At 60.3% G+C, this 25,233-nt stretch carries 24 protein-coding genes; 12 read left to right on the forward strand and 12 right to left on the reverse strand.

Annotated features, from left to right (window positions below):
* Positions 1–12: 12 nt before the first annotated feature.
* From ACYVIT_RS01025 to ACYVIT_RS01040, 4 genes are read right to left on the reverse strand one after another with little or no spacing between them, the layout of a single operon-like run.
* Positions 13–639, reverse strand: a complete 627-nt coding sequence (locus tag ACYVIT_RS01025) for a pyridoxamine 5'-phosphate oxidase family protein (RefSeq protein ID WP_415808143.1) — start codon at positions 637–639, stop codon at positions 13–15.
* Positions 640–641: 2 nt separating this feature from the next.
* Positions 642–1,274: an HAD-IA family hydrolase gene (locus ACYVIT_RS01030; RefSeq protein WP_415808142.1), complete on the reverse strand. Its 633-nt coding sequence runs from the start codon at positions 1,272–1,274 to the stop codon at positions 642–644.
* On the reverse strand, positions 1,271–1,858 hold the full coding sequence (locus ACYVIT_RS01035; RefSeq protein ID WP_415808141.1) for a hypothetical protein: 588 nt from the start codon (positions 1,856–1,858) through the stop codon (positions 1,271–1,273). Before ACYVIT_RS01035 ends, ACYVIT_RS01030 begins: the two co-directional genes overlap by 4 nt.
* A gap of 30 nt (positions 1,859–1,888) precedes the next feature.
* Positions 1,889–2,476 carry an LOG family protein gene (locus ACYVIT_RS01040; RefSeq protein ID WP_415808140.1) on the reverse strand — a complete coding sequence of 196 codons (588 nt, stop codon included), beginning with the start codon at positions 2,474–2,476 and terminating at the stop codon, positions 1,889–1,891.
* Between the two features lie 570 nt (positions 2,477–3,046).
* Here ACYVIT_RS01040 and ACYVIT_RS01045 point away from each other — a divergent pair.
* A complete protein-coding gene (locus ACYVIT_RS01045) occupies positions 3,047–3,940 on the forward strand; it encodes an aKG-HExxH-type peptide beta-hydroxylase (RefSeq protein ID WP_415808139.1) in 894 nt (297 codons plus the stop codon).
* Between the two features lie 10 nt (positions 3,941–3,950).
* Positions 3,951–5,312, forward strand: coding sequence for a hypothetical protein (locus tag ACYVIT_RS01050; RefSeq protein ID WP_415808138.1), 1,362 nt, complete (start codon positions 3,951–3,953; stop codon positions 5,310–5,312).
* Between the two features lie 89 nt (positions 5,313–5,401).
* Here ACYVIT_RS01050 and rimO read toward each other — a convergent pair whose 3' ends face one another.
* Positions 5,402–6,727 carry a 30S ribosomal protein S12 methylthiotransferase RimO gene (rimO, locus tag ACYVIT_RS01055; RefSeq protein ID WP_415808137.1) on the reverse strand — a complete coding sequence of 442 codons (1,326 nt, stop codon included), beginning with the start codon at positions 6,725–6,727 and terminating at the stop codon, positions 5,402–5,404.
* Positions 6,728–6,773: 46 nt separating this feature from the next.
* Positions 6,774–8,171, reverse strand: coding sequence for an ATP-binding cassette domain-containing protein (locus ACYVIT_RS01060; RefSeq protein ID WP_415808136.1), 1,398 nt, complete (start codon positions 8,169–8,171; stop codon positions 6,774–6,776).
* A gap of 359 nt (positions 8,172–8,530) precedes the next feature.
* On the opposite strand from ACYVIT_RS01060, the gene rsmB reads away from it, so the two are divergent.
* The 7 genes from rsmB (at position 8,531) to ACYVIT_RS01095 (ending at position 18,071) form a co-directional block, all read left to right on the forward strand.
* Positions 8,531–9,892: a 16S rRNA (cytosine(967)-C(5))-methyltransferase RsmB gene (rsmB, locus tag ACYVIT_RS01065; RefSeq protein WP_415808135.1), complete on the forward strand. Its 1,362-nt coding sequence runs from the start codon at positions 8,531–8,533 to the stop codon at positions 9,890–9,892.
* Positions 9,893–9,930: 38 nt separating this feature from the next.
* Positions 9,931–10,515 carry a DUF4390 domain-containing protein gene (locus ACYVIT_RS01070; protein WP_415808134.1) on the forward strand — a complete coding sequence of 195 codons (585 nt, stop codon included), beginning with the start codon at positions 9,931–9,933 and terminating at the stop codon, positions 10,513–10,515.
* The gene (locus ACYVIT_RS01075; protein WP_415808133.1) at positions 10,512–12,833 is read left to right on the forward strand and encodes a sensor histidine kinase; all 2,322 of its coding nucleotides are present in this window, start codon (positions 10,512–10,514) and stop codon (positions 12,831–12,833) included. The genes ACYVIT_RS01070 and ACYVIT_RS01075 overlap by 4 nt, the downstream gene beginning before the upstream one ends.
* Positions 12,834–12,844: 11 nt before the next feature.
* On the forward strand, positions 12,845–13,552 hold the full coding sequence (locus tag ACYVIT_RS01080) for a response regulator (protein WP_415808132.1): 708 nt from the start codon (positions 12,845–12,847) through the stop codon (positions 13,550–13,552).
* Positions 13,549–14,928 (forward strand): Trk system potassium transporter TrkA, encoded by a 1,380-nt coding sequence (gene trkA, locus ACYVIT_RS01085; protein ID WP_415808131.1) that lies wholly within the window; start codon positions 13,549–13,551, stop codon positions 14,926–14,928. The genes ACYVIT_RS01080 and trkA overlap by 4 nt, the downstream gene beginning before the upstream one ends.
* Positions 14,929–14,987: 59 nt before the next feature.
* A complete protein-coding gene (locus ACYVIT_RS01090) occupies positions 14,988–16,457 on the forward strand; it encodes a TrkH family potassium uptake protein (RefSeq protein ID WP_415808130.1) in 1,470 nt (489 codons plus the stop codon).
* A gap of 363 nt (positions 16,458–16,820) precedes the next feature.
* Entirely contained in the window at positions 16,821–18,071 is a 1,251-nt protein-coding gene (locus tag ACYVIT_RS01095; RefSeq protein WP_415808129.1) for a YbdK family carboxylate-amine ligase, read from the forward strand.
* 113 nt (positions 18,072–18,184) lie between these two features.
* Here ACYVIT_RS01095 and ACYVIT_RS01100 read toward each other — a convergent pair whose 3' ends face one another.
* Entirely contained in the window at positions 18,185–19,117 is a 933-nt protein-coding gene (locus ACYVIT_RS01100; RefSeq protein ID WP_415808128.1) for a methyltransferase domain-containing protein, read from the reverse strand.
* A 312-nt stretch (positions 19,118–19,429) separates the two neighbouring features.
* Here ACYVIT_RS01100 and ACYVIT_RS01105 point away from each other — a divergent pair, with 312 nt between their 5' ends.
* Together ACYVIT_RS01105 and ACYVIT_RS01110 are read left to right on the forward strand one after the other, a co-directional pair.
* Positions 19,430–20,023, forward strand: coding sequence for a ComF family protein (locus tag ACYVIT_RS01105; protein ID WP_415808127.1), 594 nt, complete (start codon positions 19,430–19,432; stop codon positions 20,021–20,023).
* 105 nt (positions 20,024–20,128) lie between these two features.
* Positions 20,129–20,599: a tRNA (cytidine(34)-2'-O)-methyltransferase gene (locus tag ACYVIT_RS01110; RefSeq protein WP_415808126.1), complete on the forward strand. Its 471-nt coding sequence runs from the start codon at positions 20,129–20,131 to the stop codon at positions 20,597–20,599.
* 121 nt (positions 20,600–20,720) lie between these two features.
* On the opposite strand, the gene ACYVIT_RS01115 is transcribed toward ACYVIT_RS01110, so the two are convergent.
* The 5 genes from ACYVIT_RS01115 to ACYVIT_RS01135 form a co-directional block, all read right to left on the reverse strand.
* Complete coding sequence (locus ACYVIT_RS01115; RefSeq protein WP_415808125.1) at positions 20,721–21,716, reverse strand: Bug family tripartite tricarboxylate transporter substrate binding protein; 996 nt, start codon at positions 21,714–21,716, stop codon at positions 20,721–20,723.
* A gap of 199 nt (positions 21,717–21,915) precedes the next feature.
* A complete protein-coding gene (locus ACYVIT_RS01120) occupies positions 21,916–22,956 on the reverse strand; it encodes an NAD(P)H-dependent glycerol-3-phosphate dehydrogenase (RefSeq protein ID WP_415808124.1) in 1,041 nt (346 codons plus the stop codon).
* A gap of 18 nt (positions 22,957–22,974) precedes the next feature.
* The gene (secB, locus tag ACYVIT_RS01125; protein WP_415808123.1) at positions 22,975–23,502 is read right to left on the reverse strand and encodes a protein-export chaperone SecB; all 528 of its coding nucleotides are present in this window, start codon (positions 23,500–23,502) and stop codon (positions 22,975–22,977) included.
* 56 nt (positions 23,503–23,558) lie between these two features.
* Positions 23,559–23,816 carry a glutaredoxin 3 gene (gene grxC, locus ACYVIT_RS01130; protein ID WP_094824231.1) on the reverse strand — a complete coding sequence of 86 codons (258 nt, stop codon included), beginning with the start codon at positions 23,814–23,816 and terminating at the stop codon, positions 23,559–23,561.
* Between the two features lie 14 nt (positions 23,817–23,830).
* The gene (locus tag ACYVIT_RS01135) at positions 23,831–24,253 is read right to left on the reverse strand and encodes a rhodanese-like domain-containing protein (RefSeq protein ID WP_415808122.1); all 423 of its coding nucleotides are present in this window, start codon (positions 24,251–24,253) and stop codon (positions 23,831–23,833) included.
* A gap of 226 nt (positions 24,254–24,479) precedes the next feature.
* Here ACYVIT_RS01135 and gpmA point away from each other — a divergent pair, with 226 nt between their 5' ends.
* On the forward strand, positions 24,480–25,232 hold the full coding sequence (gpmA, locus tag ACYVIT_RS01140; RefSeq protein WP_415808176.1) for a 2,3-diphosphoglycerate-dependent phosphoglycerate mutase: 753 nt from the start codon (positions 24,480–24,482) through the stop codon (positions 25,230–25,232).
* Position 25,233 lies beyond the last annotated feature (1 nt).

Consider the following 25,233-nt stretch of genomic DNA (forward strand, 5'->3'; position numbering starts at 1 on the left):
TTTCCCTGAAGCCTAATACAGCGTGTTGCGCACCCGCTCTGGTAATTCCCGGTCATACGTCACGCCGTCAAATGTGCCTGCACTGATATCGGCCAGCATTCGCCCCACGCTGGGCAGGCTGCTGCGATCCACCTGCTTGGCAGGGTCCCAGAGCTGGGATCGCAAAATCGCGCGCGAACACTGAAAAAACACGGTCTCGACGTGTATGACCAAGACCGATCGAGGGGGCTTGTCGTTCATCGAGAAACGGGCCAGCAGCCCGGGGTCTGTGCTGATGCTGGCGCGGCCGTTGACTCTCAATGTCTCGCCCACTCCTGGAACGAGAAACAGCAAGGCGACGCGCGGATCGGCCAGGATATTGCGCAGGCTGTCGATGCGATTGTTGCCGCGTCGATCTGGAATCAACAGCGTCTTGTCGTCGGCCACCGTCACAAAGCCCGCGGGATCGCCGCGCGGCGAAGCGTCCAGCCCCGCGGGACCGGATGTCGCCAGGATCGCGAACGGCGCTGCCTCGATAAAGGCGCGGTAGTGCGGGTGCACGTGATCCACTTCCTTGATGAGCGAGGCGCCGGCCGGTTGGCCGTACAGCGTCTGCAGAGCGTCCAGATCGGTGATGCAGTAATCGTCGTTGAGGTCCATGATCACACTTGAGTCAGTTTGGCGGGTAGATCGGCGACGGTCAGAATGAGCTCGTCGGGGTGATGGTCGCGCAGCGCATCGACATGGTTATAGCCCCAGGCAACGCTTGCGACTCGCACGCCTGCTTTGCGGGCGGCATCGATGTCGCGCATCTCGTCCCCTATCAGGACGCAGCGTTGCGGTGCCACCTTGTGGCGCGCTACCAGTCTTTTGAGTTTGGCCGCTTTGCCGAACATGTCCGTGCCGCATTCGAAATCGTCGAACCACCGGTCCGCCTGCGGACCCAGCACACGTTGGACGTTGGCTTTGGAATTGGAGCTCAGCACCGTCATGCGCAAGCCGCTTGCGCGCAGGCGGGTCAGGGCGTCGGCCATGCCGTCGAATAGCTGCACAGTGGGCGCCACGTCGCGCATCATCTGGCGTACGTGTGCCATGATGGCAGGCAGTTTCCAGAGCGGTACACCGAGGAATTTCAGGATGTCGTGGGCATTGCGATATCGCAACTCGGCCCGTTCGGCGGCATTGGTCTTCCGAAAGCCATATTTGTCAGCGACCTCGTCCAGGATCGATTCGAACCAGGGCCAGGTGTTGGCCAGCGTGCCGTCGAAATCAAAGGCGGCGAGATCGTACTTCAAGCGGTGCCACCGGTGGGATCTACGATATGGTCGCGGCGGATCCAGTGCATGACCGGCGCCAGAGCCTCGATGGGCGGCGCAGCTTGCACCACGCGTTCCGGATCTGTCCAGGGATAGGGTAGCGCGGTGAGCCAGTTGAAAATCGCCGGGGCTGTGTCAGAGGGCAAGTTCAACATCGTTTCAATCGTGATCGTCAGGCGGCGGGCCACATGAGGCTCGGCCTGGAACTCCCAGTCATAACGGCCACAGCCCACGCGAACCTGGCCGGTTGCCTTTTCGGCCATGCCGACGAACCAGTCGCACGCATACGTATTCAGGATGGCACCTTCGCCAGGATGCGCCAGGTAAAAAGTGAATACGTTTTCGTAGGTCTGGCCAAATGTGCGTACGAGTGTCTCGGTGATGGCGTCCAGACCGTGCGACTCAGGCGGAAAGGCGATCGCCTGGGTACGCAGCGTCATTTTCAATACGGCATCGGCGGCAAAGGCCCGAGCCATGTAGACGGGGCGATTTTCGTCTTTGGCTTGCAGGTAATACCGCATCACAGATGCGGTATTGAGTGCAGGTGCATGGGCAGGAGACATGGCGAGTGCGTAGTGAGCAAAGCAGTCCGATCAATGCTCGCCCGGGTCTATCCATTTGGAGACCGTAGGCGGCGTGTAGGCGGCATAGCGATCCAGCAGGTCAGCAGGCTGGCTTTCGACGATCAGCATGGCGCGGTGTTCGGCTCGAATGAAGGACTCTTGCGCCGCGTGATCCAGAAAGCCGGCGAGTTGATTGTAGTAGCCGGCAATGTTCAGCAGGCCGCAGGGCTTTTGATGCATGCCCAGTTGGGCCCACGTCCAGGTTTCGAAGATCTCTTCCAGAGTGCCCGCGCCGCCGGGCAAGGCGATAAACCCGTCCGAGCGCTCGGCCATCATGGTCTTGCGCTCGTGCATCGACGCGACGACATGGAGCTCGGTCAAGTTGTTATGGCCGATTTCTTTACGCAGCAGGCCCTCGGGGATGATGCCGATGACGCGGCCGCCTTCGGCGAGTACGGCGTCGGCCACGGCGCCCATGATGCCCACGCTTGCGCCACCGTAGACCAGCCCGATATCGCGGCTGACCAATTCGTGTGCCAGGGCGCGTGCGCCCTCGACATAATCAGGGCGGCTACCCGCATTGGAACCACAGTAAACGCAGAGATTCTTGATGGTCATGGATTCGAAACAGATCTGAATAACAACGGTATGCCCCTAGTTTACGCAAATTGGGCGATCAGGCTCGGGCGAAGGGGGGGCTGGAAAGAAAAGCGTAGGGAAAGGATGGCGGCGAACACCAGGTGGGGGACGCCATTCTGCTGAGGTTTCACTGCGAAACATAGCGCGCAAGGCCTGTCTCTTTGTCTGAAATTCACCTCACTTCTGCGTTTTCGGCCGGCATATTTGGGGCTCAGGTATCCAATACAGGGTGTGCTGCACGAGGATGCAGCTAATTCCTTATCTGGAGGGCCGTTATGTTGGTTGCAAGTCTAAGCGAAACGATCAGGGCTAAGGTGTCTCAGATCGTCGAAAGGGGAAATAGCGGGGCCAATAAATATCAGAGCGACGATTCCACGGCACAAGAATGTTCCGTTGACACCGTGCTGCCTGTCCGTATGGGTCCAGGCCCTCATCCGCGCTATCGCATGATCTCGTACGACGACATGATGCTGGCCGACTGATTGACGATGCATTATCAGCGCACGCGTTTGCGTGCGCTTTTTTGATGTTTCAGAGAAAAGTACAGAAATGATTTCTCAGACCCCGCTCGATACCCACTTGGAAAGTCTGCTGGCCTTCATTGAAAAGGCTGGATTGGATATAGGCACAGTGGAGGATGAGCAGACACTTTCGACTTGCTATATCGAGGCATTAGAGGGGCTGCAAGGCAGAAAAACCAAGGGCAGATACCGGGCGGCAAACATCGTGCTCGACTATGACCAGGCGAGCGAATTCTGCCGACTGCTGTCCGACGACGATTTGACGATCCTGGACGACAAGAACCAAGCCCAGGTCATCAGCCAGGAACCAGATCCGCTTGTGGAAAAGAAAGCGATGCTGCTGCGTTCTGCTATCGAGTGTCTGGGCGTTCTGTCCTCTGAGCACAAATGCCTGTTCGATTTCCTGATCACCGATATATTTTTGATGCCCTCCAAGGACGCCAGCGGCGGAAGCACGTCCTCTGCCATCGGCGTGATATGGGCAAATCCCAAGATTACCCATCGGGTGCCTGACGTGGTGGAGTTTATCGTGCACGAACTGACGCATCATGCGATGTTCATCGACGAACATCGGTATGGACACTACGATCACCGCGCACTGATGAACCCCGATAGCTGGGCGCAGTCGGCTATCTTGAAAGTCCCGCGCCCTCTGGACAAAGTGATTCATAGCATTGTGGTCGCTACCGAGATCGTGATGTTTCGCGAAAAATTCATCGGCCACCCCGCAGCGCCGCTCATGCATCCTCCGACGCCGAAAATCCTGGCGCAACTGGTGGCTTCAGTCGATTCTGTGGAGGAGGTCATCGGCCGGCATGAGCATGCAGGCATTGCGTCAGTGTCCTCTCGCACGAAAGCGCTCTTGTCCGGTGTTCGAGACATTGTGGAGTCCGACGCCCTTTGCAAGTATCGAACACGATAAAGATTTAACGATGAGCCTCTCGTCTACGCGAGCTTCCACATGGATTTTTCATGATCGGGCAGCCTTCCTCACGCTTGTGCTGGTTGTGGTGCATCAGTCTCTCATCGCGTCGTCTGCGTATTTTTTGACGCAAACGATCACTGGCTACCAACAGGGCACGGAGATCGGTGTATATCTGGTCTTGTATTTTCTTTCGATGATTCTTCCGTTCATTCCCGGTGCGCTTTCGTTTGTCATGGCAGAGCGCTGGACAAATGCTGTGCATCGGAGATTCACTCTGGCCATGGCGTCGGCCGTCTACGGCAAGCTCAATGAGTACCGGTCGACGGAAAACAAGGCGGCATTCGAGTCGGCCATCTCGAGAAACTCATTCGACGTGATCTCATCGTATATCTTGCTGTCGCATGATTTTCTCAGCCTCGCACTCAACAGCATCCTGAGTCTAGCTGTCATCGGTTTTATCCTGCCATCCGAGATCGTGCTGGGTTATTTCGTCAGTCTGACGCTCAGTGTGGGAATGGTCTATGTGTTGTCCAAGGCCGTGCAAAAGCTGTCTGTCGACACAGAGCGGCGGCATGCGGATTACGGCAATACCTTGGGCAGAGCCTGGGACAATGCGGTGGTCGGAAACGCCTACAACTATCGTCTATGGCTGGACGAGTTCAAGGCCGACGGGGCCAGCTATTATTCAAGCGCGTTGCGGCTCACAGCCTGCAAACAAGCTGGCAATGTCGGGATTGCCTTCGCGTCTCTGATTCCGACGGCCTATCTGGTGTATCACCTGCTGGTGCTGGAACAGATCGAGGCCGCAGTCGTGGCGGCGATCATCGTGAATTTGACGCGGATCTTTCACATTCTCAATGCACTGAGTGCGCTGATTTACGAGATTGTCGAGTGGGCGTCTGCGTCCGCCCGCCTGCGGTATCTTTTTGCTTTTCTGACGCAGGCGTCCGTCGTCGATATCCCGCAATCGCCTTCGGGGAATGTGAGCGTCAATGGCGAACTGATCACTGACTATCTGGCAGTGCAGGAGACATTGCGTCATCGTACGTGCGGCAGAGTGACGATACGGGGTGAAAATGGCTCCGGCAAGTCCACGCTCTTGCTGTCGATCAAGCAGGCTTTCCCACATAAAGCCCATTTGCTGCCCGCGGGAAACAATCAACTCTGTTGGCGTCTCGGGCACGGCGCGATGTCGACGGGGCAACGGGCTCGCGCGATCATCGACGAACTGCTGAAGCAAGGTTCGGACATTCAGTACCTCTTGCTGGATGAATGGGATGCGAACCTGGATCAGGACAACCGCAGTTGTATCGACGAATTATTAGAGCGCCTCAGTCACGACAAGGTCGTGATCGAGGTGAGGCATTAGGTTCAGAATTGGCGTCGCCGTGGGCGGGCCTGGCGCCCGCCCAATAACGAAGGTGTTAACCCGTAACGCCGGTCCCGGGTCGCGTGGGCTCAGACAAGATCGCCATGCAGATCGTATTCGTCCGCCTCGGTCACGCGTACGCGCACTAGATCGCCCGGGCGCAGCTTGCGCTCGGCGTTGACGTAGACGTTGCCATCAATCTCCGGAGCATCGGCGCTGGAACGGCCGATGGCGCCATCGGCTGCAATTTCGTCGATCAACACGTCGATCTCGCGTCCGACGCGGGTTTGCAGACGGGCGGCCGAAATCGCCTGTTGATGCGCCATGAAACGATCCCAGCGCTCTTGCTTGACCTCGTCGGGGACGGGGTTGGCCAGGTCGTTGGCGGGAGCGCCGTTGACCGGCGAATACTGGAAACAGCCGACGCGATCCAACTGGGCCTCGCTCATCCAGTCCAGCAGGTACTGGAAGTCTTCTTCGGTTTCGCCCGGGAATCCCACGATGAAGGTCGAGCGTAACGTCAGATCGGGGCATTCTTCGCGCCAGCGTTTGATACGCGCCAAGGTTTTGTCCTCGAACGCCGGGCGTTTCATGGCCTTGAGTACACGCGGGCTGGCGTGTTGGAACGGGATATCCAGATAGGGCAGGATTTTGCCCTGCGCCATCAGCGGGATGACTTCGTCTACGTGTGGATAGGGGTACACATAGTGCAGGCGCGTCCAGACGCCGAGTTCGGACAAGGCCGTACAGAGCTCGGTCATGCGTGTTTTCACGGGCCGGCCATTCCAGAAGCCGCTGCGATATTTGATATCCACGCCGTAGGCGCTGGTGTCTTGCGAGATGACCAGCAGCTCTTTTACGCCGGCTTTGACCAGGCGCTCTGCCTCGTTCAACACGTCGCCCACGGGCCGGCTGACCAGATCGCCACGCATGGACGGAATGATGCAGAAGCTGCACCGGTGATTACAGCCCTCGGAGATCTTCAGATAGGCGTAATGGCGCGGGGTGAGTTTGATGCCCTGCGGCGGCACCAGGTCGACGTAGGGATCGTGATCGGTCTTGGGTGGCGCAGCCTGATGCACGGCGCGCACGACTTCTTCGTATTGTTGCGGTCCAGTCACGGCCAGCACGCTGGGGTGTACGTCGCGAATGACGGATTCCTCGACGCCCATACAGCCCGTGACGATGACTTTGCCGTTTTCGGCAATGGCTTCGCCGATGGCCTCCAGCGACTCGGCCTTGGCGCTGTCGATGAAACCACAGGTGTTGACCACGACGACGTCGGCGTTGTTGTATTCGGGTGAGACCTGATAACCCTCTGTGCGCAACTGCGTCAGGATGCGCTCAGAGTCGACCAGGGCTTTTGGACACCCTAAAGAGACCATCGCTATGCTGGGTGCCCGCTTGGTTTCCATGTTGGAATTCCGATTTGTGAATATAAACCCTATAGTTTACAACGGCTTAAGGCTTTTCGGCTGGGGTCGGACAAGCAGATTTCTGATGCCTGGCTTCGATAATCACGCGTTCTGTGCTGAGCGTGTCCAACAGTTGATCGATGAGTTTCCGATTGTCGTCGTCCAGGTTCGCGTCCCATTCGTCGAGCAATAGATAGCGGATGTCCGGACCCTGGTGCAGGATCTCGTCGATGATGGCACGGGCCCGTTGTCCTGCTGATAGGTTGCGGTGCTTGAATCGCCAGCAGAGTTGATTGTCGCCAGCGGGCAGCAAATGGGCCTGTTGCGCAAAAGCTTGTTTGATCGACAGGAGCAGGGCGGATTTGCCGGCGCCATTTTCGCCGCGCAGGGTCATTCTGCCGAAACGATGGCGACGCAGCGTCTCTCGCACTGTCTGATAGTCGCTGACCGGCTCGCCGTTGAGTGTGATCGTGCCCGCAGGGGCCCGAGGCAATGGCGCGGTGGTGGCGGGTAATAGAAAGGCCCAGAGATAGCGCAGCCGGGCAGATGCGCTGGCCCATTCGAACAGCTCGCGTATCAACGTGCCCAAGGAATTGAGGATCAGGAATATCCGCGTCAGGTTGACGATGATCGTCGCGATGATGGCGGCCTCTATCTGTTCGATCACGAGCAGGTGATACACGAGATAGGCGGTTGGAATAAGAGAAGCTGACGCGATGGCGATATTGCCGAGCTGTTTGTACGTGGTGAGCCGCTGGGAGGATGTGTAGTAGCAAGCCCCCTGGGCGTGGAACTCGGCCTTCCACAGATCATAGTTGTACGCGTTGCCGAGCACTGCGTTGTCCCAGGCCTTATGCAAGGTATCGCCGTAACTTGCGTATCGCCGTCCGGTATCCATGGATAAATTTCGCGTTCCTTTGGCAAGGAAGCAAACGATTGCCGTGCTGAGCGCCAGACTGATACCGTAGCCCAGTGCGATTTCGGACGGCAGGATCATGCCAATCACCGCGATGCTCAGGACACTATTCAGTATCAGGCTGAGAAGATCGTGCGACAACATGGCATACGACGAGATCAAGTCGAAGGCGTCCTTGGAGATCGTGGACTCGAATGCCGACTGACGTTCAATCGATCGGTATTCGTTCAGTCTGCCATAGACCGCTGAGGTCATGGCCAGTGTGAATTTCCGGTGTATGGCGTTGATCCAGCGCTGCATCGCCATGAACGACAGATACCCGGGAATGAATGGCACGATGATCGAGAGCAAATACAGCGCGAGATATTCTCTGAGCGCTTGGTCTTCTTGATAGTGGATGATGGTTTGCGTCAGAAAATACGCAGACGAGGCGATGAGAGATTGATGTAACACCACCAGTACGATAGTGAGCATGGCCGCAGGGTCGGCAACAATCCAGGTCAAGGGCCGTGCTGACAAGCGTGTCATGGGTCGGCCCTCATGCCGTGTGCCGGTGCTTGTCGTCGCCGGCGAATGCCACGATCTCGTCATTGGCCGCGCCACCCGGGCTCAGGTATTGCATTGAGAGTCTTCCGTATAACAAAGTTCGCCGTATCGTCACTGCAGTGAATCCGTATTGAAAGTGAGAAAGCACGGCGAACTTTTAACCGGCTCGATATGAGCGGCCTTTCGGACTAAAGGACGTCGGTTGGCGCCGGATGGCTGGTATCTCTCCTGTCTCGTCCGACAATTTGCGTGGTTTAATCTGTCCCCGAATAGCCCTATCCCTGATGCGCTTGCCTGTCAGCGGCTACCATAGCGGGATTGCACAATCATTGATGGTTCACATGGTTTCCCCTGCTTCCCTGGATGTTCTCGAATCGCAACCCGCCCGGTCGCCGTTGTCGGTCGTGTTGTTGGCCGCGGCAGGCGCGGTGTGCGCCGTCATGGAGGGGCGCTCGCTGACCGAGGCACTGGCTGCTGTGCCATCGCCGTTGCGCCCGGCAGCGCAGGCGGTGTCTTTCCATGCCATGCGCCAATTGGGCTGGGCCAGCGCGATCAGCAGCGGTCTGGTGCAACGGTCTCCTGGCACGCAGTTTGATGCGTTGTTGAATGTGTCGTTGTCCTTGTTGAAGGTGGCGTCTTCAGATGCGGGAGAGGTCCAGGCGCTACCCGGCATGCCTGTGTACGCCGCACATACCGTGGTGAATCAGGCCGTGACCGCGGCGGCCGGCCAGCGCAGTCTGGCGGCCTATAAGGGGTTGCTCAACGCGTGCTTGCGGCGTTTTCTGCGTGAGCGCGACGCCATCGAGGCGGCAGTGGGCGATTTGCCCGAGGCGCGCTGGAATCACCCGCGTTGGTGGGTGGAGCGGCTGCGGCAGTCGTATCCAGACCAGTGGCAAACCATTCTGGCTGCGGCGAATGTTCCGGCGCCTTTGACGGTGCGCGTCAATACGCGGCGTGCCAGCCGCGATCAGGTGCGGGACGCGTTCCTGGCAGCTGGCGTCTCGTCCGAGCCGGTCGGGCCGGCCGGCCTGGTGCTGGCCGAAGCCCGGCCTGTGACCCAATTGCCCGGGTTTGCCGAGGGTTGGTGGTCGGTGCAGGATGCCGCCGCGCAGCAAGCCGCTGTGCTGCTGGCCGTGCGCGCCGGCGAACGCGTGCTGGATGCCTGCGCGGCGCCTGGCGGCAAGACGGCACATTTATTGGAAAACGCCGACGTCGAGCTGCTGGCGTTGGATTCCGATGCGGCACGCCTGGCGCGCGTGGAGCAGAACCTGGATCGACTGGGTTTGCGTTCGGACCGGGTGGCCCTGGCCGCAGGCGATGCGGCAGATCTGGATGCCTGGTGGGACGGTCGGCCGTTTGATGCCGTGCTGGCCGATGTGCCTTGCACGGCCTCGGGGATCGTACGCCGCCATCCCGATATCCGCTGGCTGCGTCGCGCCCCGGACGTGGCGCGCACGGCGGCATTACAGGCGCGCATCGTGGATGCACTGTGGCGCACGGTGGCCCCCGGCGGGCGGCTGCTCTATGTCACCTGTTCGATTTTTCCTGAGGAAGGCGAGCGTCAGGCGCAGGCTTTTGCCCAGCGTCACGCCGACGCGCAGCGCCAGGATGCGCCAGGGCAATTGCTGCCTGTTGCGGTCGGCGCAACACCTCAGGCTCAACACGACGGTTTTTTCTATGCACTGTTTGCCAAGCAGTCTTGAATCGCCAAGAATAGCCGTAGGATGCGATCAGGTTACGAATGTCGATGATTTCTCGCTTATGTTATGCGTTCTTGCTGTTATTTCTGATGGCACCGTTGGGTGTCGGGCAGACGCACGCCAGTGAGCCCAAGGTGGCTCGCATCGAGCCTGCTGTCCGTGACGGAAAGCTGGAAATCGATGCCGAAATCGATGTCCAGTTGAATGATCAATTGCGCGACGCTGCCGAGCGCGGACTGCCGCTATATTTCACGGCCGATATTGTGATCAGCCGGGATCGCTGGTGGTGGTTTGACGATACGGTGGTCGATACCAGCAGGACTTGGCGCGTGATCTATAACGCCCTGACGCGTCAATGGCGTGTCGGAACGGATTCGCTGAGCTGGCCGGTGTCTTCGCTGGACGAGGCCATGGATATGGTGCGCCACATTCGCCACTGGGTCTTGATCGATGTCTCGGAGCTCGATTACGAGGTGTCGTATCAAGGGCAGTTGCGGCTGCGGCTGGACACCTCGCAGTTGACGCGTCCGTTCCAGGTCAATGCGCTCAATAGCAGTTCCTGGAGCCTGGGAACGCCTTGGACTGGTTTTTCGTTTGAATTAGCCAAGCCTCGGGATCCGTCATGAGAATGCTGCTGCGCATCGCGCTGATCATTGGGGCTATCAGCGGGCTGGCATTGTTGGGTTTGCTCGCCTGGTCGACCGGTAACGCGTCGCGGTTTGCCCGCTACTACGATATCTTGCTGGTGCTGAACGGCGTCTTCGCCCTGGCCTTGTTTGTCTGGGTGGTGGCGCTGACGACGCGGCTGGTGCGCCAGATCCGCCGCCGCCAGTTCGGTGCGCGGCTGACGGCGCGCTTTGCCTTGGCCTTTGCGCTGATCGGGGTTGTGCCAGGCGCGTTGATCTATATCGTATCGGTGCAGTTCATGTCCAGGTCTATTGAGTCCTGGTTCAATGTCCGTGTCGATAGCGCACTGGAGTCCGGCCTGAATCTGGGGCGCGCTGCGCTGGATTCGTCCCTGGCCGACCTGGATGCGAAGGCGCGTTCCATGGCGTCCGAGTTGAACAACACGCCTGATCGCGATATTCCGCTGGCGCTGACGCGCTTGCGCGAGTCCAGCGGGGTGCAGGATGTGATGGTATTTACCGGGGGCGGCCGGCTGGTGGCGTTTTCCACCGATCAGTACGGTCAATTGCTGCCGGAAATACCGCCTGCCTCTGTGTTGAACCAGTTGCGGCTGGGGCGAGGGTATTCCGCCGCAGAGGCCGATGATGCCAGCTTGGCGGGCGGCAAAGACAGCCTGACATTGCGCGTGGTCATCCCGCTGACGACGCCTCAGCGTTTCGACACCTTGATGTCGCCGCCTTCCGAGCCGCGCTGGTTGCAACTGCTGCAACCCGTGCCCGAACAGATTGCGGATAACGCCAACCGGGTGCAGCAAGGATTTCGCGATTATCAGGAGCTCGCGCTATCGCGGCTGGGGCTGCGCAAGCTCTATGGCATTACGTTGACCTTGGCGTTGTTGCTGGCCGTGTTCGCCGCGATCGCCGTGGCCTTGTCGCTGTCCAAGCGGCTCGTGCGGCCGCTGCTGCGCCTGGCTGCCGGGACTCAGGCGGTGGGGGTGGGCGATTATCGTCCTTTGCCAGAGCCTCCAGAGCGCGACGAGGTAGGGCAATTGACGCGTTCTTTCAATGCGATGACTCGTCAGCTGGACGAGGCGCGCCATATGGTCGAGAGCAATCGCCGTCAACTGGAGCGTTCAAACGTCTATCTGGAAAGCGTGTTGTCGAACCTGTCGTCGGGTGTGCTGGTATTTGACGAGGGTTTTCGCGTGACGACCGTGAATCAGGGGGCGCAATCCATTTTGCAGGCCGATTTACGTTCGGTCATTGGGCGGCCCCTGGAAACGGTCGACGGTATGCTGGAGTTCATCCAGATCGTACGCCAGGCCTTTGCCCAGCACGCTGCCGTGGGGTCCGAGCGTCTGCATTGGCAGCAACAGTTCGAGATTTCCCTGGCGCCGTCGCCCGATTCCACCGAGTCCGCGCAAATGTTGACCTTGTTGGCGCGAGGCACGCATCTGCGAGTGGATGGGCGCGGCAATGGCTATCTGGTGGTGTTTGACGACATTACCGAAGTGATCTCGGCCAACCGTACGGTGGCGTGGGGCGAAGTCGCCCGCCGTTTGGCACACGAAATCAAAAATCCGCTGACCCCGATCCAGCTGTCGGCCGAGCGCCTGGCCATGAAACTCGCCGATCGCCTGGAACCGGCGGATCGCCAGATGCTCGAGCGATCGACAAATACCATTGTGAATCAGGTGGGCTCGCTCAAGCAGATGGTGGATGATTTCCGCGAATATGCCCGCACACCTCCCGCCGTGATGCAAACTATCGACTTCAATGCCTTGGTGGCAGATGTGCTGGCGTTGTATGGTTGGGAACCGGGAGAGAAACACCTGACCCCTGGGCGCGCATTGGCGCCGGCGTTGAATCTGGATGTCTCTCTGGAGCCTGGCCTGCCGCATATCGAGGGGGATCCGACTCAACTGCGCCAAGTCATTCATAATTTGTTGTCCAATGCGCGGGATGCGATTGCAGAACAGGGGGCTGAAGGACGTGTGCAAGTGACGACGCAACTGATGGGAGAACCTAATGGCGCCACGCCGTCTGCGGTGCGCTTTACGGTCGCTGATACCGGCCAGGGGTTTTCGCATAAAGTCATGCAGCGGGCTTTTGAACCGTATGTCACCACCAAGGCCCACGGGACTGGGTTAGGATTGGCAATTGTGCGCAAGATCGTGGAAGAGCATGGTGGGAAGATCGATCTGGGCAACCGCAAGGAAGGGGGCGCGCGGATTTCGATATTATTGACCCGACTAGCCTCCAAGGCCGCGGCTATGGACGCGGCTGCGCAAGAACAGGATAATGCGGCTACGCAATAGGTGGAAGGTTTATGGCCAGAATTCTGGTGGTTGACGACGAAGTTGGCATTCGTGAACTTTTGTCCGAGATTCTTTACGACGAAGGGCACACGGTCGAATTAGCCGAAAACGCGGCGCAAGCGCGTGCTGCACGGCTGCGTATGCGCCCGGATTTGGTGCTGTTGGACATCTGGATGCCGGATACTGATGGCGTGAGCCTGCTCAAAGAGTGGGGCTCGCAAGGGCTGTTGGATATGCCCGTCATCATGATGAGCGGCCATGCCACGATCGACACCGCCGTCGAGGCAACGCGTATCGGCGCGATGGATTTTCTCGAAAAGCCCATCACGCTGCAACGTTTGCTCAAAACGATCGCAGCGGGCTTGGCGCGCGGGCGCACGTCGCACCCGTCCGCCGTGACGACGCCGTTGGGCGCGGTGGCGCCGGCAGTGCCGCTCGAGGACGAGCTGGACCCGCCCGCGGCGCTGACGTCGGTGGCCAGTCTGCCTCCCTTGGCCGAGGCGCCCCCCGCCTCCAGTGGCAAACTGGGCAGCATTGCACTGGATCAGCCATTGCGCGAAGCGCGCGATGAGTTCGAGCGCATTTATTTTGAATATCATCTGGTTCGTGAAAATCACAGCATGACGCGTGTGTCCGAACGTACCGGGCTCGAGCGCACACACTTGTATCGCAAGCTCAAGCAATTGGGCATCGAGTCGGCACGTAAACGCGGCACATGAAGATCCTCATCATGGGGGCAGGCCGCGTCGGGACCAGCGTGGCCGAAAATCTGGTGTCCGAGCAGAACGACATCACGGTGATCGACACCAATGTCGATCAACTGCGCTATCTGCAGGATCGCTTCGACCTGCGCGTGGTGCATGGCGATGGGACACAGGTGGCCGTGCTGGAGGCCGCGGGTGCTGCGGATGCCGATCTGTTTGTGGCCTGTTCCGCTTCCGACGCAGCAAATATGGTGGGCTGCAAGATCACACGGCAGTTGTTCAATGTGCCGCGCCGCATTGCCCGTATCCGCATGCCGGATTTCGAAGATCAGCCCGAGCTCATGGGTGATGAGGGCTTCTGTATCGACGCGCTGATCAGCCCCGAGCGCAGTGTCACTGCGTATTTGCATAGCTTGATCGAGTTTCCCGAGGCTCTGCAGGTCGTCGAGTTCGCGGACGGGCGCATCAGCGTCGTGACGGTGCGTGTCGGGCACGGCAGCCCGATGGCGCATCATCCGATTGCGCAGCTACGCGATGTATGGCCGGATGTTGCGGCGCGTGTGGTGGATGTGGTGCGTGATGGCCGGCCCCTGCAGGCCGACCGCGGGACCGTCATCGCGCCGGGCGACGAGGTGGTGCTGGTAGTGGATTCCCGGCATGCCCGCCGTGCTGTGCGGCAATTGCGCGAGGCGGAAAAGTCGGTGCGCCGCGTCATGATCGCAGGCGGAGGCAATATCGGTCTGCGGCTGGCGCGCCAGTTGGCCGAGGAAAATTACAGCGTGCGCATCATCGAGCGCAATGAAAAACGCTGTGAATACCTGGTTGCCGAGTTGCCCAGCAGTGTCCTGGTGCTGCATGGCAGCGGTACCGACGAGGAACTGCTCGAGCAGGAGAACATCGGTGATATGGATACCTGGCTGGCGCTGACCAGTGACGACGAAGACAACATCATGTCGTCGCTGCTCGCCAAGCGCCTGGGCGCGCGCAAGGTGATCGCGCTGATCAACCGTCCGGCCTACGGCGAACTGATGCAAGGCAGCCATATCGATATTGCGGTATCTCCTGCGCAAGCCACCATGAGCGAGCTGCTGCGACACGTCCGCCGCGGCGATATCGTGGTCGCGCACCGGCTGCGTCAGGGGGTGGCCGAGGCGATTGAGGTTGTCGCCCATGGTGACCGCAGCAGTTCCAAGGTCGTCGGGCGCGCCGTGGGAAGTATCCGTTTGCCCAAGGGAGCCAGCATAGGCGCCCTGGCACGTGGGGACGAGATTTTGATGCCGGACGACGATACGGTCATCGAGACGGACGACCATGTCATTGTCTTTGTGCCGTCGCGCCAGATGATGCCGCGTGTTGAAAAACTGTTCCAGGTTTCGGCGTCTTTCTTCTGATTTCGGATATCGTCACCCATGCGCCATACGGCCGTTCACATTAGCGTTTGCGATTGCCTATGAAGCGCTTGCTGGCTACCTTTTATGTCGCTGGCCTGACCATGGGCGTCTTTGCGCTGACCATGTTGCTGCCGTTGCTCGTGGCATATGTGGGCGACGACGCCGGGTTCACGGCGTTTCTGGATGGGTTTTTGCTGGCGTTCGGGGGCGGAGCCGCCGTTTGGCTTGTCACACGGCGCGGGCGTAGCGAGTTGAATGCTCGCGATGGGTTTTTGCTGGTATCGGTGGTGTGGGTCAGCCTGCCGCTGCTGGCGTCGATCCCGTTCTTGATCTATTTCGACCGGGCAGGGATACCGCTATCGTTTACCGACGCGTATTTCGAGGCCATGTCGGGCTTGACCACCACCGGGGCGACGGTGCTGACGGGGCTGGACCATCTGCCGGCCTCGATCAATCTCTGGCGCGCTACCCTGGTCTGGATTGGCGGATTGGGCATCCTGGTGCTGGCCGTGGCGATCTTGCCGCTGCTCGGGGTCGGCGGGCATCAGGTGGTGCGGGCCGAAACACCAGGGCCCATGAAAGACGAGCGCTTGACGCCCCGTATCGCCAGTACGGCAAAAGCGCTCTACGCGGTCTATTTCGGGTTGTCCATTTTGTGCCTGGTGGCCTATCGCGGCGTCGGGTTGTCGTGGTTCGAAGCCTGGTGCCACACGGCCACCACGATGGGGCTGGGGGGATTTTCGACCAAAGACGCGGGCTTTGCTTATTTCGACTCGGTGCCGCTGGAGATCGTGTCGATGATTTTCATGACCTTGGCCGGGATCAATTTCGCGACTCATTTCAACGCCTTGCGACAGGGCAGTTTGCGCGCCTATCGTACCTGTCCGCAAACGGTGCCGTATCTGGTCATCATGCTGGGCGCCGGACTGGTGATTTCCGCGTATTTGTATTTCCGCGGGGTCTACCATGATCCATTGCAGGCCTTGCGCTATGGCATGTTCCACACCATTTCGGTGGCTACCACCACAGGTTATGCCACGGTCGACTATGCCGTGTGGCCCCTGGTTGCGCCGCTGACGATGCTGCTGTTGTCGGGGTTTGTGACTTGTGCCGGCTCGACGGGCGGGGGGATCAAGATGATTCGTGCTGTATTGCTGACCAAGCAGGCACGCAATGAATTGGTGGTCATGCTGCATCCTCATGCGGTCAGTCCGATTCGTATGGGCGGACGCTTGGTGAGTCAGCGCGTGATGGCGTCGGTGCTGGCTTTCATGATGGTCTATGGCTTGTCGATCGGGGTGTTTACCAGTCTGCTGCTGGTGTCGGGCCTGGAGCCCATCACGGCCTTTTCCGCGGTGCTTGCCACGATCAACAACACTGGCCCGGGTTTGGGCCCGGTGGGACCCATGGGCAATTTCGCAATCCTGACCGACTTTCAGACCTGGGTCTGCACGTTTGCGATGTTGATCGGCCGCCTGGAGCTGTTGACCGTGGTGGTGCTGTTTACCCCAATGTTCTGGCGCAAATAATCGTTGCGTCTATCTCGCCTGGCTTGTCACAATCTGGTCAGGTATCACCCGCACAATATCAGGACTAACCCGAATTAGGGTTATCCCGAGCCTGTTCGACAGCCCCATTTTTAGCGACCTTTCGGGATGCATCACGCTGACAGCCGCGCCATTCCTAGTCTGTGAGCATTTACTCACTTTACTGTCACAGACAAAAACGCATTGATTCTTGAAGTTGCGCGTAAATGTCACGATTTTGATTCTTCTTGGCACAAAGTTGCGGCTATCATGAAGCCATAAGACACCGTCTAGTGCCCCCCGGGAGGTCGCCGGGCTTCAAGGCCGAATGGTGCGTCCCTACCAACATACATAAAGGAGTCGGAGATGGAACAGATCCCGTTCGTCTCGTCCGCCCCAAACACGCTCGGCATTGAGTTGGAGTTGCAACTGATCAATCCACGTAGTTTTGATCTGGCTGCAGCGGCTGACGAGTTGTTGGTTCAGATGGCCAATCATCCTATTGCGGACCGGGTCAAACCCGAAATCACCCGCTCGATGATTGAGTTGAATTCTTCGGTGCATGAACACCCCATGGGCCTGTTGGCCGAGATGCGCGAAATGCGCGACGTCCTTTGCGAGGCAGCCGATGCCGTGGGTGTTTCGGTAGCAGGTGGGGGAGCTCATCCCTTTATGCGCTGGCAAGAGCGCGCTATCTCTGATTCGCCACGGTTTCAGTATCTGGCGGAAATGTATGGGTACCTGGCCCGCCAATTCACGGTCTTTGGCCAGCATATTCATCTGGGCGTGCCCTCTGGCGATGCGGCGGTGCGGATGGTGCACAGTCTGTCGCCCTATATTCCGCATTTCATCGCGCTGTCGGCCTCCTCGCCCTATTACGAAGGGGTGGATACGCTGTTTTCGTGCTGCCGCCTCAATGCGGTCAACAGCTTCCCGCTGGCCGGTCATTTACCGGCGGAAGTCATGGACTGGTATCAATTCGAGGCGCACATGGCGCAGCTGCGTCAGAGCGGCCTGGCCGAGAGCATCAAGGATCTGTACTGGGATATCCGGCCCAAGCCGGAGTTCGGTACCGTCGAAATCCGCGTGTGCGATACGCCGCTGACGGTCGAACGCGCTTGCCAGCTGGCGGCTTTTGCTCAAGCGCTGGCGGTATTGGTCTCGCGCGAACCGCAGCCGGCCTCTACGGCCTGGCTGGCCTATCGCAGCAACCATTTCCAAGCCTGCCGTTTTGGCCTGCAGGGCAGTTATGTGACGCCGGACGGACAGCGGCTGCGCTTGATTGACCACTTGCGCGCGTTATTCCACCGTCTGATGCCTATTGCGGACGAGTTGGGGACGCGCGACATGCTGGCCATGCTGCAAGAGGAAGCGGTCCGCAACGGCAATGACGCGCGCTGGCTGCGCGGGCAGTTCCACCGCGTGCGCGATTTGCCGGCCGTGGTCGAGTCGATGACTCGGGTGTGGCGCGGCGAGCGTGATACGGCTGTGGTGGCCGAGGCGACCCCTCGACGCCGCATCCGTGCCACGTCAGAGCCCATGCACGGCGGCGTTCAGGCGCTGGCGACTCCTGAGGCCGGGCGGACCTCCGGCTGGGGTTCGGATCGCCTGCATTGAGTGAGCCGGCAGAGCTGTTCCGGAACTGAGCCATTCAGCAGCGGGGCTGTGTAAGCCCTGCTGCGGCGAAAGTCCGACGATGAGGGGCCATCCGAGATGCCCCCGGGTGTGCGTCAGCTGCCCGCGCGGCGGCCGCCGATGGCGCTGATCGACAGGTGGGTTTCGCCCGGCGCACTGCGGCGCGCGGCTGCGCGCCAGGCGTGGCCATAGGACACTTCAATCGTCAAAGGGATGACGCCTTCGGCGTTGCGCTGGGTTTCCAATGCCGCGCGCAGGCGAGCCAGCCAATCGCGTCCCACCAGCCCTTTGCGGCGGCCGTTCGCAGGGTTGCCGCCCAGCGCGCGCACGTCTTGCAGCAGGCGTTCGGGGGTGCGATAAGTGAGCGTCAGGGTTTCCTGATCCATCACGGGGTCGGAAAAACCGTTCTCGACCAATAGGTCTCCGAAGTCATGCATGTCCACAAACGAGGGCGTTGCGGTGCGCAGGCCGGCATCGTCCAGCGCTTGACGCAGCTCGCGCAGGGTCGCAGGGCCGAGACAGGAAAACATCGCCAGTCCGCCCACCTTCAGTATGCGGCGCCACTCGGCGAGCACGGCATGCGGCGCCGGGTGCCAATGCATGGCCAGATTGGACCAGACTAAATCCAGTGATTCCGGTGGCAGGCCTGTGTCGGCGAGATCGGCGCACAGGAAACGCGGGCCGTTCTGGCCACGGCCGATCAGTTTCCCGAGCCAATGGCCCACGCCTGCTGCGGCATAGCGCTCACGCGCATGGGCGAGCAGCGTTTCGCTGATGTCCAGGCCCTGGTAGGCGGCATCGGGATAACGTTCCCGCAGCAGAGGCACATTGTCCCCGGCCCCGCAGCCGGCATCGAGCAGGGCCTCGGGTTGCAGGCGAATGTATTGCAGGCGGCCCAGCATGCGGCGGGCGACTTCGCCATAGAGAAATTGTGCGTCGGCCAAGTCGCCGCGGCGTGAAAACTGTCGTGCGACGTGCACGGGGTCCAGCGGCAAGGTCGGAGGGGTGGCAGGTGTGGGGTGTGACATGAATGTCGCGCTGCTGCGTGGCAGCGCAGGAAAAGCATGGTGTGATAGCAGCCCTTGCGACTTGCATGAGCCCGAATGCTATCCATTATGGCCGATTCGCATTTTCTCTTCCGCCTGAGGGGTGTTACCCGGCAGATGTTGTCGCAGGTGGCGACGAATTGTCCTCTATGTGAGGGTCGGGCGGCTGGGGGCGGGCTATGTGCCGGTTGTCGCGATGATATTACGCACACGATGCGAATGGGGGGATACCGATGCACGCGCTGTGCGCAGCGCATGATGTTCGGCGGGCAGGCCTGCCAGGGCTGCACCGATATGCGCCCGGTTTTTACGCAAGCCATCGCTGCGTTCGATTATGAGCCGCCGTTCGACAGCTTGATCGGCCGTTACAAGGCGGAGCATCGGTTCGGGCTGAGTACGGCCCTGGCGCAACTGCTGGCCCAGGCTGTGGCACGCGCCGGCGGGATAGCCCGGACTGGGCCGGGATCGGCGCTTTGCCTTGCAGAGCAGGGGCAGGGAAGCGGGTCGTACGCATTAAAGGCGAATACGGTCTTGATCCCGATTCCCTCCAGCGGCGCCTCACTGCGTCGGCGAGGCTTCAATCCCGCCGCCGAGTTGGCCGCGAGCTTGGGGGCTTGTCTGCAATTACCTGTTCGGCGCGGGGTCTTGCGCCGTCTGCGCGAGGGCCCGCGTCAGGCATTCAGCGGCCGTCTGGCGCGCCAGCGAGGGGCTCAAGGGTTATTCGCCTGCATCGCGCCTGTTCAGGGCTTGTCTATCGGGCTGGTCGATGACGTGATGACGACGGGCAGTACGGTCAATGCTGCGGCACATGCGCTGCTCCACGCCGGGGCCGCGGACGTCGCGGTGCTGGTGGCGGCACGCACGCCGGTGCGGGATCGCCATGCCTAGTGCGTTGTGGCGGCTGGTTTTCCGCAATTTTCGCAGCGTAGACGAGCTCCCTGGCAAAATAGCGTCTTCGCGTGCCGCGTGTGCTGGTGCGCCAGGATGATATTCATGTTTCACGTCGTACTCGTTTGCCCTGAGATTCCCCCCAATACCGGTAACGTCATTCGGTTGTGCGCCAATACCGGGGCGCAACTGCACTTGGTGCGGCCGCTGGGATTTGAGCTGGACGACACGCGCCTGCGGCGCGCGGGGCTGGATTATCACGAGTGGCAGCCTGTGCAGGTCCATGACACGCTGGCGCAGGCGCTGGCCGCCACGGGTGCGCAGCCCGATCACTGCTATGCCATGACCACGCGCGCAACGCATAACGTGTCAGAGGTGGCATTCGTGCCGGGCGATGTCTTTGTGTTTGGCCGCGAGACGGCTGGGCTGTCTGCCGAGCACATGGCCATGTTTGCGTCGTCGCAACAGATCCGTTTGCCTATGCGCGAGGGGCAGCGTAGTCTGAACCTGTCCAACGCGGTGGCGATTACGGTGTACGAGGCATGGCGGCAGAACGGCTACGCAGGCGGATCGTAGCCTCAGCGCGATGTCGTACGTGGTCCGGGATCGCGCCATGTGGGGATGGTCGGCGGCACGATGGGGTCACCATGTGCCGGGTGTGCCATTATCGTAGTGCTTCGCCTTCGTGACTGGCCCTTCAATCCAGCGATAATCCCAGCCGCTTGATCACCGCATTCCAGCGCGTTTGATCTTTTTGAATGCGATCGGTCAACTCGGCCGGCGTGGAAGGGGCAGGCGTGAAATATTGCTGCGTCAGTTGTTTACGCACCGCGTCGCTGTTGATGATCTGCGCCAACTCCTTGTTCAGGCGTTCCACAATCGGAGCCGGCGTGCCGGCGGGGGCGAAGATGGCGTTCCACGAGATGGCTTCAAAGCCCGGATAGCCCTGTTTGTCCATGGTGGGAACACCTGCCAGGGACTCACTGGGCTGCAGGCTGGTGATGGCCAGGGCTTTGACTTTGCCGCTTTGGACTTGCGGCATCGCGATGGCAGGCACCATGAATCCAGCCTGGACATCACCGGCGATGATGGCACTGATGATCTGCGGAAAGCCCGAATAGGGAATGTGCACGAGGTCGATGTTTGCCTCGCTTTTGAACATTTCCATGGCCAGATGCGCAGAGCTGCCGGGGCCGACGGAACCGTAGTTCAACGCGCCCTTGCGCTCGCGCGCCAGTTTGACGAAATCCGCGACATTCGCGACGGGTAATGTTCCCGGGACCGTCAGCACATTGGGGCTGGTGGCGACCAGTGTGATGGGCTGCAGGTCTTTGAGCGGGTCGTAGCCGAGGGTTTTCTTGTACAGCTCGGGGGCGGTGACCATCGGGCCGTTGATGGTGTAGACCAAGGTATAGCCATCGGGCGTGGCCTTGGCGACCATGCGGGTACCGATGTTGCCGCCCGCGCCGGGTTTATTGTCGATGACGACGGGCTGGCCCAGTGCCTGTGACAGCGGCTCGGAAATGGTCCGCGCCAGCAGGTCCGGCGATGAGCCCGGCGGAAAGGGCACCACCATGTGGATGGGCCGCTCAGGCCAATCGGCCATGGCAGTTGTGGGGAGCAGGGCGGCAGTCAGTAGCAGGGGCAGGCAGCGCAGCAGAGCGCCTGCGCGAAATGGGCGGGCAAATGACATGGTGAACTCGATGGCTTGTCTCGATGTTGATATGGTTTTGTGGGGCGTATTGTGAGGGATATGTTGGCGCGGCGGTAGGGGGATCAGGGGGCCTGGAGTGCACGAGGATCAGATCGGCGCTGACGTCAAAAATTTATGTGTGTCAGGACGGTCGATGCATGTTGACGCTGTGCTGACCATGCATCGAATCACGCCTGAGCTAAATTTCCAGTCGCGCCTCGCGTGCCAGGAGCGCGGATACCGCGGTCACCGGGGCGACGCCCTCGAACAGTACGGCGCAGACCGCCTCGGTAATGGGCAATTCCACACCCAGTGTGCGAGCGCGTTGCAGCGCTGCGCGCGCGCAGCGTACGCCCTCTGCGGTGATGCCGCTGGCCAGAATATCGGTCAATTTACGCCCGGCGCCGATTTCCAGGCCGACACGGCGGTTGCGCGATAGCTCGCCGGTGGCGGTCAGGACCAGGTCTCCCAGGCCGGTCAGGCCGGCAAAGGTTTCGGCCTGAGCGCCCAGCGCGACACCAAAACGGCTCATTTCCGCCAGCCCGCGCGTGATCAGCGCCGCGCGGGCATTGGTGCCCAGGGCCAGGCCATCGGAAATACCGCAGGCCACCGCGATCACATTTTTCAAGGCGCCGCCGACCTCCACACCTGCAACGTCGGTGCTGGCGTAGACGCGTACGGCGCCGCCATGCAGGGCGGTGGTCGTGGCGGTGCGCACACTCTCGTGTTCGCTGGCGATGGTGAGGGCAACTGGCAGACCTTGCGCGACCTCGCGCGCGAACGAGGGGCCGGACAGGACGCCGCCGGGGATGCTCGTATCGCTCAAGGCTTCGGCCACGATCTCATGCGGCAGGCGAGCCGTGTCGGCTTCGAAGCCTTTACAAGTCCAGACCACGGGGGTGTGCGCCAAGCCCAATGCGGGCAAGCGGGTTGCCAAGTCACGGCAAATCGCATCCAGGCCCGCGACAGGCACGCCCAGAATGATCAAGGTCTGCGACGGCGCAGCGGACAAAGGCGCGAGGGCCTCTGTCAGATCACTGGTGATGCCCAGGGTGTTGGGCAGCGCGACGTCTGGCAGATAGCGTGTGTTCTCGTGGGATTTTGCCATCGCATCGGCCTGCGCGGCATCTCGTGCCCACAGCATCGTGCGATGGCGGCGGCTGGCCGCAGCAGCCAGCGCCGTGCCCCAGCTGCCCGCGCCGAGAACGGCAATGTTCAAAGGAGCGGGCGCTTGGGTCATACGTGCGAACGCAGTCGATTACTGGCGAGTCGCGCCGGGCGGCAGGATGATGCCCGAGTCTGCGCCGTTGGTGTTGCCTTCCTGTTGCTGGGCCAACTCAGCCAGGCGTTGCTCGTACAGCGCCTGGAAATTGACTTCGGCCAGATGCAGTGCCGGCAGCGAAGTGCGGGTGATGGCATCGGCAATGTTGGCGCGCAGATACGGATACAGCATGGTGGGGCAAACGATGCCCAACAGCGGGTCCATCTGTTCGGCAGGAATATTGGCCAATTCGAAAATGCCGGCTTGCGTGCCTTCGACCAGGTACAAGACCTTGTCATTGACGCGGGTCGTCACGGTGGCCGTCACGGTGGATTCGAAAATCGATTCGGCCAGGCGCTGGCCGCCGACGTTGATGCTGACTTCGACCTGCGGCTGCTCTTGTTCCAGGAACACGTGAGGCGCATTGGGCATTTCCAGCGACAGGTCTTTCAGGTAGACGCGTTGCAGATTGAACGCAGGCGATTCGCCGCCTGCCTGCTGGTTGTTTTGATCCTGTTCAGCCATGAGAATTTCCGGGTTGTAGGTGGGCAAAAATAAAAAGCGGGCGGCGCGGCGGACCGTCAGCCGTTGAGCAGTGGCAACAAGCCGCCTGAGCGGTCCAGCGCGATCAGGTCGTCGCAGCCGCCAACGTGTTTGTCGCCGATAAAGATCTGCGGCACGGTGCGACGGCCTGTGCGTTCAATCATGACGTCGCGCTGGGCCGGATCTTGATCAATGCGGATGATGTCCAGATCGGTGACGCCACGCTCGGTCAAAAGCGCCTTGGCGCGCGCGCAATAGGGACAATAATCCTTTGAGTACATGACAACTTTATTCATGCCGGGGCTCCAGATCAGGGTTTCTGAGTGACGGGCAGGCCGGCCGAGGACCAGGCACGCATGCCGCCTTCGAGCACGGACACTTCGGCAAAACCCTGTGTGCGCAGGCGGGCGGCGATGCGATTTGAGTCGCGGCCGGTCTCGCAAACCAGCAACAGCGGCTTGTTTTTAGGCAGGGCGCTGGCTTTTTGCTCGACTTCGGCGGCCGGCAAGCTACGTGCCTGGGCGATGTGGCCCGCGCGGAATTGCTCGGTCGGCCGAACATCCACCCAGACGCCTTGGCGCTGGTTGATCAATTGAATGGCTTCGGCGGTGCTGAGGCCATTGCCGCCTCGGCCCTTGCGCAGCGCCGGGACGGCGAGCATGATGCCCGACACCAGCACCACGGCGACGATGAAGATGTTTTCTTTAGCTACCAAGAATTGCAGAAGATCCACAGAGGTTCCTGAAAGGGGGACAAGCTTGCACAATACGCATCGCTCGTCTGGACACGGCGGCCTGATTCGGACCCGCATCATACTGGGTTAACTGCGGTCAGGTCGAAATGCCTGCCGCTTACGGTAAGAAACCCAGAGTTGCCGGGAAAAACCAGGAGCAAAATCGCTCAATTATAAAATGAGCGCATTCGTCAACTTCAAGCCAGCCCTCGGGCGGCCCAAAACCATGTACAAACTCGTTCTGATGCGTCACGGCGAAAGCCAATGGAATCTGGAAAACCGCTTCACGGGATGGACCGATGTCGATCTGACCGACACCGGCCGCGAACAGGCCCGCAAGGCAGGTGAGCTGCTCAAAAAAGAGGGCTACGAATTTGATCTGGCCTACACCTCGGTGCTCAAGCGCGCGATCCGCACGCTCTGGATCGCACTGGACGCCATGGATGCGATGTACACCCCCGTGGGAATCAGCTGGCGCCTGAACGAACGCCACTACGGTAACCTGCAAGGCTTGAACAAGGCCGAAACCGCCGCCAAATACGGCGATGAGCAAGTCTTGATCTGGCGCCGTGCCTACGCGATCGCCCCCGAGCCCCTGGCGCTGGACGACAAGCGTCATCCTCGTTTTGACGGTCGGTATGCCAAAATCCCGGCTGATCAGTTGCCCGCGACCGAATGCCTGCAAGACACCGTCGCCCGCGTGTTGCCGTTCTGGAATGATTCCATCGCACCGGCGATCCGCGCCGGCCGCCGAGTGCTGGTGGCGGCCCACGGCAACAGCCTGCGTGCCTTGATCAAGCACCTGGATAATATTTCTGATGACGACATCGTGAGCCTGAATATTCCTACTGGTCAGCCCCTCGTTTACGAGTTGGATGCAGACCTGCGCCCGATCCGCCATTATTATCTGGGCGATGCAGCGGAAATCGAAGCCGCGATGGCCGCGGTTGCCGCCCAAGGCAAGGCGAAAAAGGACTGAT

The sequence above is a fragment of the Bordetella muralis genome, from assembly GCF_054781015.1.

Bases quoted from the DNA above. Each gene is read 5' to 3' on its own strand.
- ACYVIT_RS01025 (WP_415808143.1), bottom strand. From the start codon at position 639: ATGGACCTCAACGACGATTACTGCATCACCGATCTGGACGCTCTGCAG.
- ACYVIT_RS01035 (WP_415808141.1), bottom strand. From the start codon at position 1,858: ATGTCTCCTGCCCATGCACCTGCACTCAATACCGCATCTGTGATGCGG.
- ACYVIT_RS01040 (WP_415808140.1), bottom strand. From the start codon at position 2,476: ATGACCATCAAGAATCTCTGCGTTTACTGTGGTTCCAATGCGGGTAGC.
- ACYVIT_RS01045 (WP_415808139.1), top strand. From the start codon at position 3,047: ATGATTTCTCAGACCCCGCTCGATACCCACTTGGAAAGTCTGCTGGCC.
- ACYVIT_RS01050 (WP_415808138.1), top strand. From the start codon at position 3,951: ATGAGCCTCTCGTCTACGCGAGCTTCCACATGGATTTTTCATGATCGG.
- rimO (WP_415808137.1), bottom strand. From the start codon at position 6,727: ATGGAAACCAAGCGGGCACCCAGCATAGCGATGGTCTCTTTAGGGTGT.
- ACYVIT_RS01060 (WP_415808136.1), bottom strand. From the start codon at position 8,171: ATGACACGCTTGTCAGCACGGCCCTTGACCTGGATTGTTGCCGACCCT.
- rsmB (WP_415808135.1), top strand. From the start codon at position 8,531: ATGGTTTCCCCTGCTTCCCTGGATGTTCTCGAATCGCAACCCGCCCGG.
- ACYVIT_RS01070 (WP_415808134.1), top strand. From the start codon at position 9,931: ATGTCGATGATTTCTCGCTTATGTTATGCGTTCTTGCTGTTATTTCTG.
- ACYVIT_RS01075 (WP_415808133.1), top strand. From the start codon at position 10,512: ATGAGAATGCTGCTGCGCATCGCGCTGATCATTGGGGCTATCAGCGGG.
- ACYVIT_RS01080 (WP_415808132.1), top strand. From the start codon at position 12,845: ATGGCCAGAATTCTGGTGGTTGACGACGAAGTTGGCATTCGTGAACTT.
- trkA (WP_415808131.1), top strand. From the start codon at position 13,549: ATGAAGATCCTCATCATGGGGGCAGGCCGCGTCGGGACCAGCGTGGCC.
- ACYVIT_RS01090 (WP_415808130.1), top strand. From the start codon at position 14,988: ATGAAGCGCTTGCTGGCTACCTTTTATGTCGCTGGCCTGACCATGGGC.
- ACYVIT_RS01095 (WP_415808129.1), top strand. From the start codon at position 16,821: ATGGAACAGATCCCGTTCGTCTCGTCCGCCCCAAACACGCTCGGCATT.
- ACYVIT_RS01100 (WP_415808128.1), bottom strand. From the start codon at position 19,117: ATGTCACACCCCACACCTGCCACCCCTCCGACCTTGCCGCTGGACCCC.
- ACYVIT_RS01105 (WP_415808127.1), top strand. From the start codon at position 19,430: ATGCGCCCGGTTTTTACGCAAGCCATCGCTGCGTTCGATTATGAGCCG.
- ACYVIT_RS01110 (WP_415808126.1), top strand. From the start codon at position 20,129: ATGTTTCACGTCGTACTCGTTTGCCCTGAGATTCCCCCCAATACCGGT.
- ACYVIT_RS01115 (WP_415808125.1), bottom strand. From the start codon at position 21,716: ATGTCATTTGCCCGCCCATTTCGCGCAGGCGCTCTGCTGCGCTGCCTG.
- ACYVIT_RS01120 (WP_415808124.1), bottom strand. From the start codon at position 22,956: ATGACCCAAGCGCCCGCTCCTTTGAACATTGCCGTTCTCGGCGCGGGC.
- secB (WP_415808123.1), bottom strand. From the start codon at position 23,502: ATGGCTGAACAGGATCAAAACAACCAGCAGGCAGGCGGCGAATCGCCT.
- grxC (WP_094824231.1), bottom strand. From the start codon at position 23,816: ATGAATAAAGTTGTCATGTACTCAAAGGATTATTGTCCCTATTGCGCG.
- gpmA (WP_415808176.1), top strand. From the start codon at position 24,480: ATGTACAAACTCGTTCTGATGCGTCACGGCGAAAGCCAATGGAATCTG.